Origin of the sequence: Candidatus Annandia pinicola (assembly GCF_020541245.1) — a bacterium.
Lineage (GTDB): Bacteria > Pseudomonadota > Gammaproteobacteria > Enterobacterales > Enterobacteriaceae_A > Annandia > Annandia pinicola.
The window spans coordinates 113,112-135,855 of sequence record NZ_CP045876.1 but is presented as its reverse complement, the minus strand read 5'-3'; the positions used below and the strand labels follow the sequence as shown (position 1 = coordinate 135,855).

19 protein-coding genes and 5 tRNA genes are annotated in these 22,744 nt (G+C 17.3%); 17 read left to right on the top strand and 7 right to left on the bottom strand.

Annotation, left to right across the window (positions count from 1 at the left end):
• Window positions 1–3: 3 nt before the first annotated feature.
• Window positions 4–1,065, bottom strand: coding sequence for a peptide chain release factor 1 (prfA, locus tag GFK87_RS00650; RefSeq protein ID WP_226799251.1), 1,062 nt, complete (start codon window positions 1,063–1,065; stop codon window positions 4–6).
• Between the two features lie 130 nt (window positions 1,066–1,195).
• Here prfA and GFK87_RS00645 point away from each other — a divergent pair, with 130 nt between their 5' ends.
• Window positions 1,196–2,140 (top strand): ribose-phosphate pyrophosphokinase, encoded by a 945-nt coding sequence (locus tag GFK87_RS00645; RefSeq protein ID WP_226799250.1) that lies wholly within the window; start codon window positions 1,196–1,198, stop codon window positions 2,138–2,140.
• A 19-nt stretch (window positions 2,141–2,159) separates the two neighbouring features.
• On the opposite strand, the gene GFK87_RS00640 is transcribed toward GFK87_RS00645, so the two are convergent.
• Window positions 2,160–2,246 (bottom strand) — tRNA-Ser (locus tag GFK87_RS00640).
• 29 nt (window positions 2,247–2,275) lie between these two features.
• On the opposite strand from GFK87_RS00640, the gene pth reads away from it, so the two are divergent.
• The 7 genes from pth (at window position 2,276) to GFK87_RS00605 (ending at window position 10,660) form a co-directional block, all read left to right on the top strand.
• Window positions 2,276–2,851, top strand: coding sequence for an aminoacyl-tRNA hydrolase (gene pth / locus GFK87_RS00635; protein ID WP_320411430.1), 576 nt, complete (start codon window positions 2,276–2,278; stop codon window positions 2,849–2,851).
• A gap of 36 nt (window positions 2,852–2,887) precedes the next feature.
• On the top strand, window positions 2,888–3,970 hold the full coding sequence (gene ychF, locus GFK87_RS00630) for a redox-regulated ATPase YchF (RefSeq protein ID WP_226799249.1): 1,083 nt from the start codon (window positions 2,888–2,890) through the stop codon (window positions 3,968–3,970).
• 42 nt (window positions 3,971–4,012) lie between these two features.
• The gene (gene mnmA / locus GFK87_RS00625) at window positions 4,013–5,128 is read left to right on the top strand and encodes a tRNA 2-thiouridine(34) synthase MnmA (RefSeq protein ID WP_226799247.1); all 1,116 of its coding nucleotides are present in this window, start codon (window positions 4,013–4,015) and stop codon (window positions 5,126–5,128) included.
• 119 nt (window positions 5,129–5,247) lie between these two features.
• A complete protein-coding gene (gene metG, locus GFK87_RS00620) occupies window positions 5,248–6,894 on the top strand; it encodes a methionine--tRNA ligase (RefSeq protein WP_226799245.1) in 1,647 nt (548 codons plus the stop codon).
• Between the two features lie 11 nt (window positions 6,895–6,905).
• Window positions 6,906–8,006, top strand: coding sequence for a DNA polymerase III subunit gamma/tau (dnaX, locus tag GFK87_RS00615; RefSeq protein ID WP_226799243.1), 1,101 nt, complete (start codon window positions 6,906–6,908; stop codon window positions 8,004–8,006).
• Between the two features lie 107 nt (window positions 8,007–8,113).
• The gene (gene htpG / locus GFK87_RS00610; RefSeq protein WP_226799241.1) at window positions 8,114–9,982 is read left to right on the top strand and encodes a molecular chaperone HtpG; all 1,869 of its coding nucleotides are present in this window, start codon (window positions 8,114–8,116) and stop codon (window positions 9,980–9,982) included.
• A 21-nt stretch (window positions 9,983–10,003) separates the two neighbouring features.
• Window positions 10,004–10,660 (top strand): nucleoside monophosphate kinase, encoded by a 657-nt coding sequence (locus GFK87_RS00605; protein ID WP_226799239.1) that lies wholly within the window; start codon window positions 10,004–10,006, stop codon window positions 10,658–10,660.
• Window positions 10,661–10,698: 38 nt separating this feature from the next.
• Here GFK87_RS00605 and GFK87_RS00600 read toward each other — a convergent pair whose 3' ends face one another.
• From GFK87_RS00600 to GFK87_RS00585, 4 genes are all read right to left on the bottom strand, one after another.
• The gene (locus tag GFK87_RS00600) at window positions 10,699–11,463 is read right to left on the bottom strand and encodes an ABC transporter permease (protein ID WP_226799237.1); all 765 of its coding nucleotides are present in this window, start codon (window positions 11,461–11,463) and stop codon (window positions 10,699–10,701) included.
• The gene (locus tag GFK87_RS00595) at window positions 11,464–12,378 is read right to left on the bottom strand and encodes an ABC transporter ATP-binding protein (RefSeq protein ID WP_226799235.1); all 915 of its coding nucleotides are present in this window, start codon (window positions 12,376–12,378) and stop codon (window positions 11,464–11,466) included.
• 180 nt (window positions 12,379–12,558) lie between these two features.
• Complete coding sequence (speE, locus tag GFK87_RS00590; RefSeq protein ID WP_226799233.1) at window positions 12,559–13,410, bottom strand: polyamine aminopropyltransferase; 852 nt, start codon at window positions 13,408–13,410, stop codon at window positions 12,559–12,561.
• A gap of 82 nt (window positions 13,411–13,492) precedes the next feature.
• A complete protein-coding gene (locus tag GFK87_RS00585) occupies window positions 13,493–15,112 on the bottom strand; it encodes a glutamine--tRNA ligase/YqeY domain fusion protein (RefSeq protein ID WP_226799232.1) in 1,620 nt (539 codons plus the stop codon).
• A 77-nt stretch (window positions 15,113–15,189) separates the two neighbouring features.
• On the opposite strand from GFK87_RS00585, the gene GFK87_RS00580 reads away from it, so the two are divergent.
• From GFK87_RS00580 to lipA, 9 genes are all read left to right on the top strand, one after another.
• Window positions 15,190–15,274: transfer RNA gene (locus GFK87_RS00580), tRNA-Leu, on the top strand.
• 8 nt (window positions 15,275–15,282) lie between these two features.
• Window positions 15,283–15,354 (top strand) — tRNA-Gln (locus GFK87_RS00575).
• 12 nt (window positions 15,355–15,366) lie between these two features.
• Window positions 15,367–15,440: transfer RNA gene (locus GFK87_RS00570), tRNA-Met, on the top strand.
• Between the two features lie 104 nt (window positions 15,441–15,544).
• A complete protein-coding gene (miaB, locus tag GFK87_RS00565; RefSeq protein ID WP_226799231.1) occupies window positions 15,545–16,867 on the top strand; it encodes a tRNA (N6-isopentenyl adenosine(37)-C2)-methylthiotransferase MiaB in 1,323 nt (440 codons plus the stop codon).
• Window positions 16,868–16,914: 47 nt separating this feature from the next.
• On the top strand, window positions 16,915–17,373 hold the full coding sequence (gene ybeY, locus GFK87_RS00560; protein ID WP_226799230.1) for an rRNA maturation RNase YbeY: 459 nt from the start codon (window positions 16,915–16,917) through the stop codon (window positions 17,371–17,373).
• An 83-nt stretch (window positions 17,374–17,456) separates the two neighbouring features.
• Window positions 17,457–20,036: a leucine--tRNA ligase gene (gene leuS, locus GFK87_RS00555; RefSeq protein WP_226799228.1), complete on the top strand. Its 2,580-nt coding sequence runs from the start codon at window positions 17,457–17,459 to the stop codon at window positions 20,034–20,036.
• Window positions 20,037–20,687: 651 nt separating this feature from the next.
• Window positions 20,688–21,068 carry a hypothetical protein gene (locus GFK87_RS00550; protein ID WP_226799227.1) on the top strand — a complete coding sequence of 127 codons (381 nt, stop codon included), beginning with the start codon at window positions 20,688–20,690 and terminating at the stop codon, window positions 21,066–21,068.
• A gap of 93 nt (window positions 21,069–21,161) precedes the next feature.
• On the top strand, window positions 21,162–21,779 hold the full coding sequence (gene lipB, locus GFK87_RS00545) for a lipoyl(octanoyl) transferase LipB (RefSeq protein ID WP_226799225.1): 618 nt from the start codon (window positions 21,162–21,164) through the stop codon (window positions 21,777–21,779).
• A 22-nt stretch (window positions 21,780–21,801) separates the two neighbouring features.
• Complete coding sequence (gene lipA, locus GFK87_RS00540; protein ID WP_226799224.1) at window positions 21,802–22,665, top strand: lipoyl synthase; 864 nt, start codon at window positions 21,802–21,804, stop codon at window positions 22,663–22,665.
• Between the two features lies 1 nt (window position 22,666).
• Here lipA and GFK87_RS00535 read toward each other — a convergent pair.
• A tRNA-Arg gene (locus tag GFK87_RS00535) sits at window positions 22,667–22,740 on the bottom strand.
• Window positions 22,741–22,744: the final 4 nt, after the last annotated feature.

Below are 22,744 nucleotides of genomic sequence, written 5' to 3'. Positions count from 1 at the left end.
ATATTATTTAAATATTTCATATAATTTATTATTTTTATATTCTTTTATTAAAGGAGTAATTAATAAATCTAATTTTCCATTAAGAACTTCATTCAAACTATATATAGTTAAATTTATTCTATGATCTGTTATTCTATCTTGCGAAAAATTATATGTTCTATTTCTATCTGATCTAGTACCACTACCTAAAAGATTTTTTCTTATTGTAGTTTTTTTTTTATTTTTTTCTTTATTTTTAGCGGCATAAATTCTAAAACGTAAAATTGATAAAGCTTTTGATTTATTTTTATGTTGAGATCTTTCATCTTGACATTCAACAACAATACCAGTAGGTACATGAGTTATTCTTATAGCTGAATCAGTTGTATTTACATGTTGCCCTCCAGCCCCCGAAGACCTAAAAGTATCTATTTTTAAATCTTTATTATTTATTTCAATTTCATTAACTTCTGGTAATATAGGTACTATAGCTATAATACATGTTGAAGTATGAATTCTTCCTTGATTTTCTGTGTCTGGAACTCTTTGTACTCTATGACCTCCAGATTCAAATTTTAAAAAACCATAAGATCCTTTTCCTAATACTTTAATTATAATTTCTTTAAAACCACCATGTTCACCATTATTAATATTTATAATTTCAATATTCCATTTTTTAGATTGTATATAATTATTATACATTTTAAAAAGATTTCCAACAAATATACATGCTTCATCACCTCCAGTACCTGATCTAATTTCTAAAAAACAATCTAATTTATCATTATTATCTTTTGGTATTAATAATTCACAAATTTTATATTCTATATATTTAATTAATTTATTTATTTTTTTTTTTTTTATTAAATTATTTTTATTTAAATTTAATAATATATTATTAAATTCTTTTTTTTTTTTTTTCCATTTTTTAAAATAAATATAAATATTATTAAAAAAACAATATTCATTTGATATTTTTTTTAAAATTTTTTTATTATTAATTATATTATTTTTTAAAAAAAGTCTTTTTATTCTTTTATAACGTTTTTCAAAATATTCTAATTTATTTATAATAAAATTTTTCATTTTTAATCATAAATTATAATTATAATAAATAAATATTGAATTAATTTATTTATAAATAAAATATTTTAAAAATATTTTTATATTATAATCAATATTGAATAAAAATTAATTTAGGATGGTAATATTGTTTATGAAAAATATAAGATTATTTGCAGGAAATTCAAATCCTTTATTAGTAAAAAAAATTTCTAATTATTTAAATATTAAATTAGGTAAAGCAAAAGTAGGTCGTTTTAGTGACGGTGAAATTAGTGTTCAAATTAACGAGAATGTACGTGGAAATGATATATTTATTATACAATCTATTTGTTTTCCATCTAATGATAATATTATGGAATTATTAATTATGGTAGACGCTTTAAGAAGAGCTTCAGCAGGTAGAATTACTGCTGTTATTCCATATTTTGGTTATGCTCGTCAAGATAGAAAGATAAGATCAGCAAGGGTACCTATTACAGCAAAAATAATAGCTGATTTTTTATCTAATGTTGGAGTTGATCGTATTTTAACCATAGATTTACATGCAGAACAAATTCAGGGTTTTTTTGATATTCCTGTTGATAATATATTTAGTAGTTCTATTTTAATAAAAGATATTTTAAAAATAAAATTAAATAATCCTATTATAGTATCACCTGATATTGGGGGTGTAATAAGAGCAAGAACTATTGCAAAGTTTTTAAATGATATTGATATAGCTATTATTCACAAAAAAAGACCTAAAAATAACATAGTTAATATTGTTCATATAATTGGAGATGTAAAAAACAGAGATTGTATTATTATAGATGATATTATAGATACAGGTAATACTATATTTAAAACAGCTAAGTTTTTAAAAAAAAACAAAGCAAATAAAGTTTTAGCTTATGTAACTCATCCTATTTTATCAGGAAATGCTATAGAAAAATTTAAATATTCTAAATTAGATCAATTAATAGTTTGTGATACCATTCCTTTAAAAGAAAAAATAAATAATATAAAAAATATAAAAATTATTACTATTTCAAAAATTTTAGCAGAATCTATAATACGTATTAATAATGAAGAATCTATTTCAGAAATGTTTAAATAAAAAATAATAAATATTTTAATGGTGAAGAAGGGATTCGAACCCTTGATATGAAAAATCATATATACGTTTTCCAAACGTATTCTTTAAACCTCTCAGACACTTCACCAAATTATATAATTTTTATAGGAAAATAATATTATTAAATTAATTGTAGGTTTATCTAATCCTGGAATTAAATATTTATTTACTAGACATAATATTGGATCTTGGTATATATATAAATTAATAAATATTTATAGTAAATATTTAAATAAAAAATATATATTTAATAGTTTTTTAGGAAAAATTTCATATTCAAATAATATAATATATTTATTCATACCAAATATATATATGAATTATAATTATAAGTATATAATTAATATAATGAATATATATGATATTAAAATTAATGATTTAATTATATTACATGATGATTTAGATTTATTTCCTGGAAAAATTAAAATACAAAAAAATGGTTATCATGGTGGCCATAATGGTATAAAATATCTTATTTTAAAATTTAAAAATAATAATTTTAATAGAATACGTATAGGCATTGGTCGTCCTAATAGTAAAAATAAGATATTAAAATTTGTATTAAATAATATTACAAAAAATGAAAAATTTTTAATTAATACTTCAATAAATAATTTAATTAATTATACAAAAATTTTTTTTAAAAAAAATGATATAAATGTTTTAAAAAAAATAAATAATTTTAAAATATAATTTTTATATATATTAATTATAAAAAAGTAGGAAATTATGGTACTTAAATGTGGTATATTAGGATTACCTAATGTTGGTAAATCTACTATTTTTAATGCTTTAACTAAATCTAAAATTGCAACGAATAATTTTCCATTTTGTACAATTAATCCTAATATAGGTTTTTCTATTATACCTGATAAAAGATTAATTTCAATACAAAATATTGTAAAATCTGAAAAAATATTACCAGCTAATATAAAATTTATTGATATTGCCGGTTTAGTAAAGGGTGCTTCTTCAGGAAATGGTTTGGGTAATAAATTTTTAAATAATATAAGAACAGTAAATTCATTAATTCATGTTGTTAGATTTTTTAAAAATAAAGAAATTCATCATGTATATAATAGAGTTGATCCCATAGAAGATATTAATATTATTAATACTGAATTAATAATATCAGATATTGAATTATGTGAAAAAAATTTGTCATATTTAAGATATAAAGATAATGATTATAAGCAACATAAATTTTTATTAGAAACTTGTTTATATAATTTAGAAAATGGTAAAATGTTAAATACTATTAATTTTAAAGAAGATGAAAGAAACTATATTAAAAGTATTAATTTTTTAACATTTAAACCAATGCTTTATGTGGCTAATAATGATGAAAATTTAATTAATAATAATAAATTTTTTAATAAAATAAAAAAAAAAATAAAAAAAGAAAAATATAATATTATTAATATTTGTGCTAATTTAGAATTAAATATTTCAAATATAAAAGATTATGAAGAAAAAGAAAAAATATTATCTAAATTAAAATTAAAAGAACCAAAATTAAATAAATTAATAAATTATAGTTATAAACTATTAAATATGCATACTTATTTTACTGTAGGTGAAAAAGAAATTTGTGCAAGATCAATTTTAATTGGTACTAATGCATTAGAAGCTTCAGGTAAAATTCATACTGATTTTAATAAAGGATTTATTAGAGCTAAAGTAATATCATATAAAAATTTTATTAAATATAAAGGTGAACTAGGGGTAAAAAAAGTTGGTAAAATTAGATTAGAAGGTAAAAAATATATAATAAAGGATGGTGATATTATACAATATTTTTTTAACATTTAATATATGTTTATAAAAAAATATAATAAAACTTTATAAAAAAAAATGAATAAAAATAAAAAAAAAGTAATTGTTGCAATGTCTGGTGGTGTAGATTCTTCAGTAGCAGCATGGATTTTAAAAAAACAGGGTTATTATGTAGAAGGTTTATTTATGGAAAACTGGGATATTAATGATAACAATTATATTATAGAAGATTTTCGTGATACTAAATTAGTATGTAAAATATTAAATATAAATTTACATAAAATAAATTTTAGTAAAGAATATTGGAATAATGTTTTTAAACCATTTATTAATGATTATAAAAAAGGTATTACACCAAATCCTGATATAGCATGTAATAAAAAAATAAAATTTAAATGTTTATTAAAATTTGCTCTAAATAATTTAAAAGCTGATTATATAGCTACTGGACATTATGTAAGAAGTATTAAAATTAAAAATAATTTTTTTTTATTAAAAGGAATTGATAAAACTAAAGATCAAAGTTATTTTTTATATACATTAAATAACTTTCAACTTTCTCGTACTATATTTACAGTTGGTTATTTAAAAAAAAAACAAGTAAGATTAATTGCTAAAAAACTTAATTTACCTGTTGCTAAAAAAAAAGATTCTACTGGTATATGTTTTATTGGTAAAAAAAAATTTGATGATTTTATTAGTAGATATATTACATATAATCCTGGTTTTATTATTGATACAAAAAAAAAATTTATTGGAATACATAAAGGTTTAACATATTATACTTTAGGACAAAGAAAAGGATTAAAAATAGGTGGTATAAAAAAATATGTTAAATCTCCATGGTATGTTGTAAAAAAAGATTTTAAAAATAATTATTTAATTGTTTCTCAAAATTATTATGATCCTTATTTAATGTCAAATGGGGTAATTATTAATGAAATTAATTTAATTAATTATAGTAATATAAAAAAAAATTTTTATTGTACAGTAAAAATAAGATATCAACAAAAAGATATTCCATGTCATGTAAGTAAAATAAATAATTATTTATTAGTAATGTTTTTTTTTCCATTATTAGCAGCAACACCTGGACAATCTGCTGTGTTTTATATTGGTAAAACATGCTTAGGTGGGGGTATTATAAAAAAAATAATACCTTATACTCAATTAATTACTAATAATAAAAAATAAATAATTTGAAATATTTAAAATTAATTTTAAAAAAAAATTAATATTATAAAAATAATTATAATATTATTATAAATTTATATATACATTTACAAAAATTAATAACTAAAATATTAAAAAAAATGATAAAAAAAAGAATTTTAGTAACATGTGCTTTACCATATTCTAATGGACCAATTCATTTAGGTCATATGTTAGAACAAATACAAGCTGATATTTGGGTAAGATATAAAAGAATGTGTGGAAATGATGTTTATTTTATTTGTGCTGATGATTCTCATGGAACAGCTATTATGATAAAATCAAATAAAATAAATATTTCACCTAAAATAATGATTAATAAAGTAAAAATTAAACATAAATTAGATTTTTCTAGATTCAATATTACACATAATTATTATGATATTACTGATAGTGATAGTAATAAAGAATTAGTAGAAAAAATATATTTAAATCTTAGATTTAATGGTTTTATTAAATCAAAAAAGATATTTCAGCTATATGATGAAAAAAAAAATATTTTTTTACCTGATCGTTTTGTAAAAGGTACATGTCCTATATGTAAATCAAAAAATCAATATGGTGATAATTGTGAAATATGTGGATCTACATATAATGCAATTAATTTAATAAAATCTAAATCTATATTATCTAATTCAAAACCTGTAATAAAAAAAACTAATCATATTTTTTTTAATTTGCCATATTTTAAAATTTTATTAAAAAAATGGATAAAATCAATAAAATTTCATAAATCAGTATATAATAAAATAAATAATTGGTTAAAATTAGATTTAAAAAAATGGGACATTTCTAGGGATAAACCTTATTTTGGTTTTAAAATACCAAATTTTGAAGAAAAATATTTTTATGTATGGTTAGATGCTCCAATTTGTTATATTAGTACTATTAAAAAACTTTGTAGTAAAAGATTAAATTTTAGTTTTAAAGATTTTTTTAAATATAATTCAAAACTTAAAACATATCATTTTATTGGTAAAGATATAATTTATTTTCATGCACTATTTTGGCCAGCAATTTTAGAAAGTATTAAATTTAAAAAACCAGATAATATTTTTGTACATGGTTATTTAACTATTAATAATTATAAAATGTCTAAATCTAAAGGAACTTTTATTACAGCTAATGATTGGTTAAAATTTTTAGATTCAGATAGTTTACGTTATTATTATGCAAGTAAACTATCTGATAATATTAATGATATTAACATCAATATGTATGATTTTATGAAAAAAATTAATAATGATATAGTAAATAAAATTGTAAATTTAGCTTCTAGAAGTTCTAAATTTATTAATAATGATTTTAACGATACTTTATCTGAAAAATTAGAAGATAAAAAATTATATAACTATTTTATAAAAAAATCTTATATAATATCAAAATTATTTAATTCAAGAAAATTTAGTCATGTTATAAAAAAAATAATTAATTTAACTAATATTGCTAATAATTATATTGATAATAAAACTCCTTGGAAATTGTCTAAAATAAAAGATAAAAAATTATTACATGAAATAGTTTCTATGGGATTAAATTTATTTAGAATATTAGCTACTTTTTTAAAACCTATTGTTCCTGAATTAATTATTAAAATAGAAAAATTTTTAAATATATCATTGACTTGGAATAGTATTTTTTATCCTTTATTAAATCATAAAATTAAAAAATTTAAAAAACTATATAATAGAATTAATATAAATCAAATAAATAGTATAATTAATTTATATAAATGTAAATGTTTATAATAAAAATAAATATGAATAATTTAATATTATCTTTAAAGTATAGACCTCAATCTTTAGATAAGGTTGTAGGACAAAAATATATAGTAATGGCTATAAAAAATAGTTTAGATATGAAATATATAAATCATATTTGGTTATTTTCAGGTTCTTATGGAGTTGGAAAAACTTCTATAGCTAGAATATTAGCTAAAAGTTTAAATTGTAAAATTAAAATTTCTTATAAACCATGTAGAAAATGTGTTAATTGTATTAAAATAGAAAAAAATAATTTTATAGATGTTATAGAAATAGATGGTGCTTCTAAAACTAAAATAGAAGATATAAAAGATTTATTAGATAACATAAAATATTTACCTATAATTGGAAGGTTTAAAATTTATATTATAGATGAAGTTCATATGTTATCTAAATATAGTTTTAATGCTTTATTAAAAATATTAGAAAACCCTCCTAGTCATATTATATTTATATTAGCAACTACTGATCCTCAAAAAATTCCTGAAACTGTTTTATCAAGATGTTTACATTTTTATTTAAATAAAATTAGTAATTATGAAATAAATAAAAGTATAGTTAAAATACTTAAAAAAGAAAAAATAATTTTTGAAAAAAAAGCAATATTATCTTTATCTAATTTTGCAAATGGAAGTATGCGTGATGCTTTAAATCTAACAGATCAAGCAATTATTTTAGGTAAAAAAAAAATATTAAATAGTAATGTTAATAAAATGCTAGGTTTAATAGATATAGAAAATTCTTTAATTTTATTAGAATATATTTTTTATAAAAAATATGAAAAAACAATCAATTTAATAAAAAATATTTCTACAAAAAATATAAATTGGAATTTATTTATATATGATATTATAAATATTATACATCAAATATATTTATGTAAATTTAATATTATAATAAAAAAAAATCATAAATATTATATTTATTATGATCGTATTAAGAATTTATCTAACTTAACATCATTAGAAGAAATAAAACTATATTATAAAATTTTAATAAAAGGCACTAAAAATTTATATTTAGCGCCTAATTTATATATAGGTTTTGAAATGATTATTTTAGAAATATTAACAATTAATAATAAAAATATTATATAATTTTTTTTAATATTTAATTAATTAAATAAAATATTGTAATAATTTTAATATTTATAAAAATATAATAAAATTAAAATAATTTTATTATTTTTTTTAATGGAAATAATATGAAAACAGATAATAAAATAACATATGGTTTTAAAACAGAGATTAAACAATTATTAAATATAATGATACATTCATTATATTCTAATAAAGAAATTTTTTTAAGAGAATTAATATCTAATGCTTCTGATGCTATTGATAAGTTAAGATTTAATAATATTTCTAATCCAGATCTTTATGAAAAAATTGATAAACCTCATATAAGAATTTCAGTAAATGATAAAAAAAAAAAATTAAAAATAATAGATAATGGTATTGGTATGACCAAAGAAGAAGTTATTAATAACTTAGGTACTATTGCTAAATCTGGAACTAAAGAATTTATAAAATCTTTAAAAGAAAAAAAAAATATAAAAAATAATATGATTGGAAAATTTGGTGTTGGTTTTTATTCTTCTTTCATGGTTGCTAATAAAGTTTCTGTAATTACTAAATCTGCTTTAAAAAATACAGATGCTGTATTATGGTCTTCTAATGGAGATGGTAAATATTCTATTGAAAATATTAATAAAAAAAACAATGGTACAGAAATTATTTTATATTTACGTTCAAAAGAAAATAATTTTTTAAATAAAGATATTATTAAAAATATAGTAAATAAATACTCTAATCATATTTCAATACCAATTGAAATTGAAACTAAAGATAAAAATAATAATATAAAAAAATGGAATAAAATAAATAAAACTAAAGCATTATGGTTAGTTAATAAATCTGAAATTGATAAAAAAAAATATATAGATTTTTATAAAAATACTTTTAATCAAATAAATGATCCTTTAATATGGAGTCATAATTTTGTAGAAGGTAAATATGAATATATAAATTTAATATATATACCTTCAAAAATATCAGAACAAATATGGAATAGAAATTATAAAGGTGAATTAAAACTTTATATTCAACGTGTATTTATTATGGAAGATATTAAAAAATTTTTACCATATTATTTACGTTTTGTAAAAGGTATAATTGATTCTAAAGATTTACCTTTAAATATATCTAGAGAATTATTACAAAATAATAATATAATAAGAAATATAAAATTATCTTTAACTAAAAGAATAATTAAAATGATTATTAAATTATCTAAAGATAAAGATAAATTCAAAATTTTTTGGAAAGAATTCGGATTAATTTTAAAAGAAGGGGTAGTAGAAGATTTAGATAATAAAGATTATATTATTGATCTATTAAGATTTTCATCATCTTTTAATGATGATAGTACAAAAGTAATTTCATTAAAAAAATATATTTCTAGAATGAAACCTAATCAAAATAAAATTTATTATATTACTGCTGATAGCTTTAAATCTGCTAAAAATAGTCCACATTTAGATTTTTTTTATAAAGAAAAAATAGAAGTTTTATTGTTATTTGATAGAATAGATGAATGGGTTATTAATAATATAATAGAATTTCAAGGAAATAAATTTCAATCTATTAGTACATCTGATAATTCTGTAGATGAAATTATAAAAAAAGATAAAAAATCAAATATAAAAAATAATAATGATTTTACTGTTTTTTTAAATCGTATAAAAAATATATTAAAAGATAAAATAAAAGAAGTTAAGTTATCTTATAACATGGTTGATAATATTCCGGTTATATTAAAAACTGATAAAAATGATATTAGTACTCAAATGTTTAAATTATTAACTTCAGTCGGTCAAAAAGCTCCAAAAGTTAAATATATTTTAGAAATAAATCCTAATAATAAATTAATTAAAAAAATCATTAATATTAAAGATGATATAATTTTTAAAGATTGGGTATATTTATTATTAAATCAATCTTTATTGATTGAACAAGGTTTTTTAAATAATCCAAATAAATTTATTAAAATTATAAATAAATTATTAATATAATAAAAAAAAGGAAATAAATTTATGTATATTGTTTTATTAGGATCACCTGGATCTGGTAAGGGTACCCAAGCTAAAATAATTTCTAATCAATACAATATTCCTCATATTTCTGCAGGAGATTTGTTAAGATTTATTGTTTATAAAAATAAAGAAAAATATAAAGATATAAATAATATTATGAAAAAAGGTCAATTAGTAAATAATAGTTTAATAATTTCAATGGTAGTAAGAAGATTATTAAAATCAGATTGTTGTAATGGTTTTATACTAGATGGTTTTCCTAGAAGTATTAATCAAGCTATTTTTTTTAAAAAATATTTTGGTTCATCTATATATTTGGTTTTAGAATTATTAACTCTTAATGAAATAATTTTTGATAGAGTAAAAGGAAGACTTATACATCCAATATCAGGAAGAATATATAATACTAAATTTTTTCCTCCTATCAATAAAGGTATTGATGATTTTACCGGAGAAAAATTAATTAGAAGAAATGATGATAACGAAGAAACATTGCTTAAAAGATTAATGTTATATTATAAAAATAATATTTTATTATCATCTTTTTATAATAGACAAAATCTTTCAGGAAGAATAATATATTATAGAATTTATGGTAATGGTAATGTTTATGACATTAATAAAATTTTAAAATCAATAATAAATAGTTATTTATAATATATATTATTAATATTTAAAAATAAAAAAAATATTTATTAATTAAATAATTTTTTTTTAAGGAAATACCATGTAATGATATAAAAAAAGAAAGTTAAAAAAAACAAAATAATTATTATATATTTTATTGGTATGAAATTTATACCAATAAAACCATATCTTAAACCACTAATCATGTAAGTTATTGGATTAATTAAAGAAATTTTTTTCCAAAAATCAGATAAACATCTAATAGAATAAAATATACCACCTAAATAGTTTAAAGGAGTTAAAACTAAAGTTGGAATTAAACTAATATCGTCAAATGTTTTTGCCATTATAGCACTTAATAACCCTATTAAAGAAAATAATGTTGAAGTAAGAATAATAATAAAAAAAATTGTTATCCATGAATGAATTTTATAATTTATAAAAAATAATGATATTAATATTAATAAATTACTAATAAATAAAGATCTTACTATACTACCACATATATATCCTATAATAGTAATATGTGTTGATATTGGTGATATAATTATTTCTTCAATATTTCTTTGAAATTTAGAATTAAAAAAGGAGGAAGATACATTGCTATAAGAATTATTAATTATAACCATTATAATTAATCCTGGAACAATAAATTGTAAATAATTAAAACCTTCTATTTTTTTTATATCATTATTCATAATATTACCAAAAATTATAAAGTATAAAGTCATATTTATAATTGGAGGAATTAAGGTTTGTATCCAAATCCTTGTAAATCTAGATATTTCTTTATGTATAATATTTATTAAAGATATTAAATAAAAATTTATCATTTATAATTTTTCCTTAATTTTTAATTTATCAATAAATAGTTTTTCTAATCTACTAACTTTATTTCTTATACTTAAAATTTTTATATTTTGTTTATGTAGTTGTAAAAAAACATCATTTAAATATTGACCACATTTAACTTCAATTTCTAAATTATATTCATCAATATATTTATAATGAAAATTATTTAATATTATACATTTTTTTTTTTTATTAATGTGAAAAATAAATACCTCTGAATCTAATTTTTTTAATAAAACTTGCATAGAAGTATTTTCTATTAAAGTTCCATTATAAATTATTCCTGCATGATTACATAAAAGTTCAGCTTCTTCCAAATAATGAGTTGTTAATATTATAGTTGTACCCTTTTTATTTAATTCTTTCAAAAATAACCACATTGATCTTCTTAATTCTATATCAACTCCAGATGTAGGCTCATCTAAAATTAATAATTTTGGTTTACTCATTAATGATCTTGCTATCATCAATCTTCTTTTCATACCACCAGATAGTTTTTTAAAATTTAAATGACGTTTATTCCATAAATTTAATTTAATTAAATATTTATTAGCTCTTTTATTAGCTATATCATATTCTATTCCATAATATCCAGCATAATATAATAAAATTTGTTTTATATTTTCAAATAAATTACAATTAAATTCTTGTGGAACTAATCCTATTAAAAATTTTGATATAAATTTATATTTATCTATATTTTTTCCAAAAATATATACTTCACCTGAATTTTTTTTTGTTAAACCAGAAATTATATTTATAAGAGTAGATTTTCCTGCTCCATTAGGACCAAGTAATGCATAAAAATCACCCTTTTTAATTATTAAATTTATATTATTAATAACTTTTTTATTACCATATATTTTATTTATTTTTTTTAAATTTAAAGCTTTCATATATAATTATTCCTTTTAGAATTTATATTAAAAATAATTAAAATTTTTTAGTTATTTTCATATTAAAAATTATTATTAATATTTATTATATAAATATTAATAATATTAAAATATTATTATTTATTTTTTTTAATTAATTTTATTTAAAATATAATATTTTTTAGTTTATTATTTTATTAATTATATATTATTTAAAATATATTCTGGTAATATAAAACTATTAATATGTGTTAAAGTATTATAATATTTACATATTATTTTATATTTTATAAATTTTTTATAAATTTTATCATATTCATTATCAATTTTTATTAAATTATTAGTAGCATATAAAAAAGTTGTAGCTCCGCCATAGTAACTAGGAATAAATGTTTGATATAAATTTACATTATTAAAAATTTTTTTTATAATAGAAATATTTTTAATTACCATAGATTTTTGTATAGGAATAATTCCATTTTGAATTATAAATATACCATTATTATTTAAACATTTTTTACAATTTATATAAAATTTCAAAGAAAAAAATTTTGAGTTTAATTCTATTTTACTAGAAATATCTGAAATAATTATATCAAATTTATCTTTGTTTTTTTTAATAAATTCAAACCCATCATTTATTTTTAATTTTAATTTTGAATTTTTAAATGAATTTAAACTACTATTAGGTAGATATATTTTACAATATTTAATTATTTTAATATCATTTTCAACCATTGTTATTTTTTTTATTGTATCATATTTTAATAATTCTCTTAAAATTCCTCCGTCTCCTCCACCTATAATTAATATATTTTTTGCAGAACCGTGTGATATCATAGGTACATGTACAATCATTTCATTATATATAAATTCATCATATTCAGTAGTTTTAATAACATCATTTAATGATAAAATATTTCCAAAAATTTTATTTTTGAAAAAAAATAAATCTTGGTATTTTGTAGATTCTTTATATAATTCTTTATCAATAGTTAAATATTGTCCACAATATTTATTAAATTTTTCATGCCATATTTTTTTTTGTTTCATAAATATATTAATTAAAAAGTTATAATAAAATAAATATTTAATTATTATTATAATGATTTTATAAAAATTATTATAATGATAATTATATTATATTTTTTAATTTAACAATTCTATTAAAATAAAAAATATTATTATTTTTAAAATTTTTATTTAAACAAAAATAACCTTTTCTTTCAAACTGATAAGAAAAATTATTTATATTTTTTATGTTTTTTTCTATAAATCCTCTATTAATTACTAAAGATTTTTTATTAATATATTTAATAAAATTTTTTTTATTTTCTGGATTAGATATTTTAAATAAATTATAATATAAAAAAAATATTGCAGGTATAGAATATAATTTAGATATCCAATGAATAATACCATTTACATTATTTTTTTTTCTATTTTTGTAATATTTACATAATATATATATTATATTACCATTTTTATCTTTTTTTATTTTTTTAGCTTTTATAATGTAAGAATATCTTAATTTTACTTTATTACCTATAGTTAAACCTCTATAACCATTTGTTTTTTTTTCTTTAAAATCTTTATTATCAATATATATTTCTTTACTAAAAACATATTTTCTTTTACCCATATTTTTGTTTTGTGGATGATTTGGAATTAAAATTTTTTCTTTTATTTTATTAAAATTTTCTATTATAATTTTAATAGGATTTAAAACAGCAATTAATCTTTGTGATTTTATATTTAATTCTTTACGAATAAAATTTTCTAAAAAAGAAATTTTAATTAAACTATTTTGTCTAGTTACTCCTATAGAATTACAGAAATTTAAAATAGAATTAGATGTGTAACCTCTATTACGTAATCCAGATAAAGTGACTATACGAGGATCATCCCATCCTGTAATTATTTTTTTTTTAATTAATATTGACAACTTTCTTTTAGAAATAACATTGTATTCTATATTTAATCTAGAAAATTCATATTGTTTAGGTTTATTAAAAATTTTAAGATTATTTAAAAACCAATCATATAAAATTTTATTATCTTGAAATTCTAATGTACATAAAGAATGAGTTATTTTTTCTATATAATCTGATAAACAATGAGCAAAATCATACATAGGGTATATACACCATATATATTTCGTTTTATAATGTTTATTAAATTTAATTCTATACAATATAGGATCTCTCATTAGAATATTAGGAGATAACATATTTATTTTAGCTCTTAAAGATATTTTACCATTATTAAAAAAACCATTTTTCATTTTTTTAAAAAAAATTAAATTTTCATTTATACTTCGTTTTCTATAAGGACTATTTTTACCTAAATTATTAAAATTACCTTTATATTTACTAATTTGATGTTTATTTAATTCATCTATATATGCTAATCCATTTTTAATTAATTTTATAGAAAATTTATATAATAAATAAAAATATTGTGAAGTATAATATATATCATAATAAAATTTAAATCCTAACCATTTAATATCATATTTAATAGAATTAACATATTTTTTGTTTTCTTTAGATGGATTTGTATCGTCTAATCTTAAATTACATATTCCATTAAATTTTTTTGCTATATTAAAATTTAATAATATAGATTTAGCATGACCAATATGTAAATAACCATTTGGTTCTGGGGGAAATCTAGTATATATTTTTTTATGTTTGCATTTTTTCAAATCTTTAGTTATAATATTATATATAAAGTTATTTTTTGTTTTATTCAAATTTTTACCTATATTTATATTTATTTTATTTTATTATAATATAAATATTTAATAATATATTTTTTTATTATAATAAAGCGGAGATGGCGCAATGGTAGACGCACCAGATTTAGGATCTGGCACCCCTTATAAGGTATGCGAGTTCAAATCTCGTTCTCCGCATTTTTTTTTGGGGTATAGCCAAGTGGTAAGGCACCGGTTTTTGATACCGGCATTCCCTGGTTCGAATCCAGGTACCCCAGAGTTTGTATTATGGCTACGTAGCTCAGAAGGTTAGAGCACAGCACTCATAACGCTGAGGTCACAGGTTCGATTCCTGTCGTAGCCATATTATAAGTTTTTTTAATAATTAGTATATAATAATTATATTTTTAATTAAAAAAAATAATATATTATAAGTAACATTTATAATATTAATGTATAAAAAAATAAATGATTAAAAAACTATATATTAAAACTTGGGGTTGTCAAATGAATGTGTATGATTCCTCTAAAATAATAAATATTTTGAATAAAAAAAAATATTTGATTACTAAAATAGATTTAGAAGCTGACATATTAATTTTAAATACATGTTCTATAAGAGATAAATCTCAAGAAAAAGTTTTTCATCAATTAGGAAGATGGAAAAAAATAAAAAAAAAAAATCCCAAAATTATTATTTGTGTTGGTGGTTGTGTTGCTTCACAAGAAGGTGAAGAAATATTAAAAAGAGCTAAATATGTAAATATTATATTTGGACCACAGAATATACATGATTTACCTAATATGATAGATAATTTTTTAAAAAATAATAAAACTGTAATAAAAATAAATTTTGGTAAAATAAAAAAATTTGATTATTATTTTAATTTTAAAAAAAACTTTAAATCTACAGCTTTAATATCAATTATGGAAGGATGTAATAAATATTGTACTTTTTGTATAGTTCCTTATACAAGAGGTTTTGAAATAAGTAGACCATGTGATGATATAATAAGAGAAATTGTTTTTTTATCTAAAAATGGTGTTAAAGAAGTTAATTTATTAGGACAAAATGTTAATGCATATAAAGGTAAAAAAAATGATGGTAAAATATGTAACTTTTCATCATTATTACATTTAATATCAAATATTAATGGTATAGAAAGAATTAGATTTTTAACTAGTCATCCTATTGAATTTACAGAAGATATTATAGAAGCATATGAATATATACCAAAAATAGTAAATTTTTTACATCTACCAGTACAAAGTGGTTCTAATAAGATATTAGAATTAATGCAACGTTTATATACAGTTGAAGAATATAAAAATATAATAAAAAAAATAACTTCAATTAGACCTAATATACAAATAAGTTCTGATTTTATAATAGGATTTCCTGGTGAAACTAAAAGTGATTTTGAAGATACAATGAAATTAATAAATGACATAAATTTTGATGCAAGTTTTAGTTTTATTTATTCACCAAGACCTGGAACTCCTGCTTCTGAATTTAAAGATAACGTAAGTCTTAAAGAAAAAAAAAATAGATTATATATATTACAAAATAGAATTAACCAACAAACTATATCTTGGAGTCGTAGAATGTTAGGTAGTATTCAAAAAGTATTAGTTGAAGGTATATCAAAAAAAAATAATTTAAAATTATCAGGAAGAACTGAAAATAATAGAATAGTTAATTTTTCAGGAAATAATAAAATGATAGGTAAATTTATTTATTTAAAAATAACTGGTATAAAACCTCATTCTTTAAGAGGAGAAATAATATAATTTTTTTTTAAATTTAAAATATAAAAAAAATAAATAAATATAAAAAAATGAAAAAAATTATTTGTAATTTAAAATTAATGTGTAAATATAAAAGAAAAATAATTTCTTTATCTAAATTACAATATTTATTAATATCTATAACAAAATATAAAAAAATTAATAAAGAAATAAATATTGTTATTGTTGATAAAAAAAAAATAATAGAATTAAATAAATTATATTTTAATAAAAATAAAGTTACTAATATTATTACATTTAATGATATAAATATACCAAATACAAATATTAAAATAATAGGAGAAATAGTTATATGTTATAAAAATATTATAAAAGAATCAAAATTATATAAAATAAAATTTGAAACGCTTTTTTTACATAATATTATGCATGGAATTTTACATTTAATAGGATATAAACATAAATTATATAAAGATTTAATTTCTATGATTAAAATAGAAACAAGTATTATGAAATCAATGGGATATAAAAATCCTTATTTTTTATAATAATATATTTAATTATTTAAATTTTATATTATTAAATTTAGTTTTAATTAATTAAAAAAAAATAAAACAATATAATAAAAAAAATGCAAGAAAAATATTGTCATCAAATTATAGAAAAATATGTTCAAAAATATTGGAGTAAAAAAAAGACTTTTACAGTAAAAGAAATAAAAAATAAAAAAAAATATTATTGTTTACCTATGTTACCATATCCTTCTGGTAATTTACATTTAGGCCATGTAAGAAATTATACTATTTCTGATGTAATTTCTAAATATTATAGAATGTTAGGTAGAAATGTATTACAAACTATAGGTTGGGATGCTTTTGGACTTCCTGCAGAAAATGCTGCTATAGAAAGAAAAGTAGAACCAAAAAAATGGACATATAATAATATATATTATATGAAAAAACAATTAAAAAAATTAGGTTTTGGTTATGATTGGAATCGTGAAATTACAACATGTGATCCTAAATATTATAAATGGGAACAATGGTTTTTTATTAAATTATATAAAAAAAAACTTGCATATAAAAAAAAAACAAAAGTACATTGGTGTAATTTTGATAAAACAGTTTTAGCTAATGAACAAGTTATAAATAATCGTTGTTGGCGTTGTAATAATTTAGTTATTAAAAAAAAAATATCACAATGGTTTATTAAAATTACTAAATATGCTGATGAATTATTAGAAGATTTAAATAAATTAAAATATTGGCCAGAAGAAGTAAAAACTATGCAAAAAAATTGGATTGGAAAATCAAAATTCATAGAAATTAAATTTAATATTTTTAATAATAATGAAATAATTAAAGTATATACAAAAAATCCATCAGATATTTTAGGTGTTACTTATATCTCTTTGTCTATAGATCATTATTTTTCTAAAAAAATAAGTAAAATAAATACAAGTGTTAATAAATTTATAAAAATTAGTAAAAAACTAATAGATATAAAATATCCAAATGATAAATTAAATAACATTGGAATTAATACTAATTTATTTGTTATAAATCCTTTTAATAAAAATAAAATACCTATTTGGATATCAAATTGTGTAAAAAACGATTATGGGGTTAAGGCTATAATATCTATTCCTGCTCATAATAAAAATGATTTTAATTTTTCAAAAAAATATTCTTTAAATATTAAAAAAATATTTAAATCTACAGATAAAAAATATGAATCTAATTTACCTTATATATTTAATAATAATAATAGTATTATATGTAATTGTAATAAGTTTAATAATTTAAATTTCAAAGATATTAATAATATTATTTTTGATATTATTTTGATAAAAAAAATAGGTTGTTTAAAATATTATTATCGTTTAAAAGATTGGGGGGTATCTCGTCAAAGATATTGGGGTGCACCTATACCTATGATGAAAAATAAACATGGTATTATTAAACCTATACCAGATAATTATTTGCCAATTTTATTATCAAAATATAAATATTTTAAAGAAAATAATAAATTAATTTTAATTGATAAAAATAAAATTAATATTAATAATAAAATTTATTTTAAAGAAAAAGATACTTTTGATACATTTATGGAATCTTCTTGGTATTATATACGTTATACTTGTCCTAATTTTAATAAAAGTATGATAAATTCTAAAAAAGCAAATTATTGGTTACCAATAGATCAATATATCGGGGGGATTGAACATGCAACAATGCATCTTATATATTTTAGATTTTATCATAAATTACTTAGAGATGCAGGTTTTATTAAATCATCAGAACCAGTTAAAAAACTTTTATGTCAAGGTATGGTAGTTAATGAAAGTTTTTATTGCTTAGATAATGGTATTGTTAAATGGTTATCTAATAAAAATTTAATTATTAAAAGAAACAAAAACGATAAAATTATAAAAGTTTATAAAAAAAATGGTACTAAAGTATTTTATGCTGGTATAAATAAAATGTCTAAATCAAAAAAAAATGGAATAGATCCAAAAACTATTATTAATAATTATGGAGCTGATACATTAAGAATGTTTATCATGTTTGCAGCCCCAGTATCTATAAAATTAAAATGGAATAATAATGGTATTAAAGGTATTTATAGATTTTTAAATAAAATTTGGAATTTTGTATATAAACATATAAAATTTAAAAAAATATATTATGAAAAAAAATATAAATTAATTAAAAAAGAAAAATTATGTAAAAAAATATTAACAAATTTAAATGAAACAATAAAAAAAGTTTCTAATTATATTGAAAAAAAACAATTATTTAATAAAGCAATATCTTTAATTATGGTTTTATTAAATAATATTATTAAAATTTCAAAAAAATATTATTATTATGAAATAATAAATAAATGTTTATTAGTTATTATAAGACTTATTTATCCTTTTACTCCTCATTTTAGTTTTTATTTATGGAATAAAATGGGAAATAAAAAAAATATAGATGAAGTTTTATGGCCTTTAACAAATAATTATTTATATAAAAATAATAATATATTAATTTTAATACAAATTAATGGTAAGTTTAAAACAAAATTTTTAATTTCAAATAATATTTCTAAAAAAAAAATAATAGATATAATTTTTAAAAAAAAAAAAATTTATAAAATTTTAAAAAATTCAAAAATATTAAAAATAATATATATAAAAAAAAAAGTTATAAATTTTATTATATAATAAATATTAATATAATTTAAAAAAATAGGAATTTATAACATTAAAACTAATTTTATTAAATTTTATAAAAAAAAAAATATATTTCCAATATATTTAATTTTAGAAAAAAATGAAATTTTAAAACTAAAAATTAAAAATCAAATAATAAATATTTTAAAAAAAAAAGATATTTATAATGTTTATAATTTTTCAATTAAAAAAAAAGATGATTTTATTTTAATATTAAATTTATTACAACAAATAAATATTTTAGAGAAAAAAAAAATTTTTATAATTAAATTAAAAATAAATATATCAAATAATATTTTATTTAATAAAATTGATAAAATAATAAATTTATCAAGTTTAAATAATATAATAGTTTTAATTTATAATAAAAATTATAATTTAATAAAAATAAACTATTTTTATAATAAAATAAAATCAATTGGTATTATTATAGAAGATATAACAAAAAATTATACAAAAGATAATTTTATTTATTATTATATTAAAATTAAAAATATTAATTTATCTTTATCATCAATAAAATTTATTAATTATTTTTATAAAAATAATATTTCAATTTTAATAAAAATATTAGATTATATATATATATTATATAAAAAAAAATATATTAAAATTAAAGATATTAAAAATATTTTAGAAAACATGAACATATTTACTCACAAATGTTTTATTAAATCTTTAATTTTAAAAGATTTAAATATTTCTATAAATATTTTATATCAATTAAAAATAAAAAATTATAATATTATAGTTATAGTAAAAGAATTAGAATATTATATAATAATTTTAATTAAAATTTTTATAAAAAAAAATAATATTAATTTAGTATATGAAATTTTAAAAAAACATAATATTGAATATTTAGAAAGTTTATTATTAATTAAAATTATAAAAAATTTAAATATTAATAAATTTTACATAATAATAAAATTATTATATAAAATAGAATTTTATTTTTATAATGTTTTTTATAACAATATATGGAATATGATAGAGTATATTTTAACTATTTTATTAAAATAAAAAAATAATATTTTTTTTAATATATATATATATATATATATAAAAAAAAATAATTTTTACAAATAATAAAATAATATTTATAAAATTAATTATATGAACAATATTATTGTTAAAAATTTAGGTAGACGAAATTGGTATAGAGTTTATTGTGATATGAATAAATTTAATAAAAAAAGAAATATTAATACTTGTGATGAAATATGGTTAGTAGAACATTATCCAGTTTTTACCATGGGTAAAAACCATAAAAATAGTAATGAATATAAAAAAAAAATAATGAATATACCAATTATGTATAGTAATCGTGGAGGTAATATTACATATCATGGTTTAGGTCAACAAATTATATACTTTTTAATAGATTTAAACCGTATAAAAATTAAAATAAAAAAATTTATTTATATTATTGTCAATTCAGTTATTAATACTCTTTTATATTTTAATATTAAATCATATTATTTAAAAAAAAATCCTGGTATATATATTAATAAAAAAAAAATATGTTCTTTAGGTTTAAATTTTTATAATGGTTATGTATCTCATGGATTAGCATTAAATATTGATATGGACTTATCTCCATTTAAATATATAAATCCATGCGGATATAAAAATATTAAAATGACACAATTTAAAGAATTAAAAAATAATATTAAAACTAATAAAATAATAAAAATATTAATTAATTTTTTAATATACATGATTTATTTTTAATATAAAAAATTAATAAAAAAAAATGAGAAAAAAAAATTTTTATTCATTGAAAATAAAATTACCTTATGATTTTAAAAAAATAATAAATATAAAATCTATTTTAAGAAAGTATAATTTAAATTCAGTATGTGAAGAAGCCTCTTGTCCTAATTTAACTGAATGTTTTAATAATAATACAGCCACTTTTATGATTTTAGGATCTATATGTACTAGAAAATGTCCTTTTTGTAATATTAAATATGGTAAACCTTTTAAACCATCTTTAGATGAACCAAAAAATCTAGCTAAAGCAATAAAAAAAATTGGTTTAAAATATGTAGTAATAACATCAGTTGATAGAGATGACCTATATGATGGAGGGGCACAACAATTTGTAAATTGTATAAAAGCTATTAAAAAATATAATTATAAAATAAAAGTTGAAATTTTAGTTCCAGATTTTAGAGGAAAAATAAAAAATGCTTTAAAAATATTATCTTCATATACTCCTGATATTTTTAATCATAATATAGAAAGTGTACCTCGTTTATATAAAAAAATTAAACCAGGTTCTAATTATAAAAAATCATTATATTTATTAAAAAAATTTAAAGATATATGTCCTAATATTCCTACTAAATCAGGTATAATGGTAGGATTGGGAGAAACATTTAATGAAATTGTTAATGTTTTACATGATTTATATAAAAATAAAGTAACTATGTTAACTGTAGGACAATATTTACAACCTAGTAAAAATCATTTAAATATACATAAATTTTGGAGTATCGAAGAATTTAATAAAATTAAAAATATAGCTAATAATATTGGTTTTAAAAGTGTTTTTTGTGGTCCTTTAATAAGATCATCTTATCATGCAAATTTACAATCTTTGAAAATTATTTAAATGCACCCTACAGGATTCGAACCTGTGACCTACAGCTTAGAAGGCTATTGCTCTATCCTACTGAGCTAAGGGTGCAAAT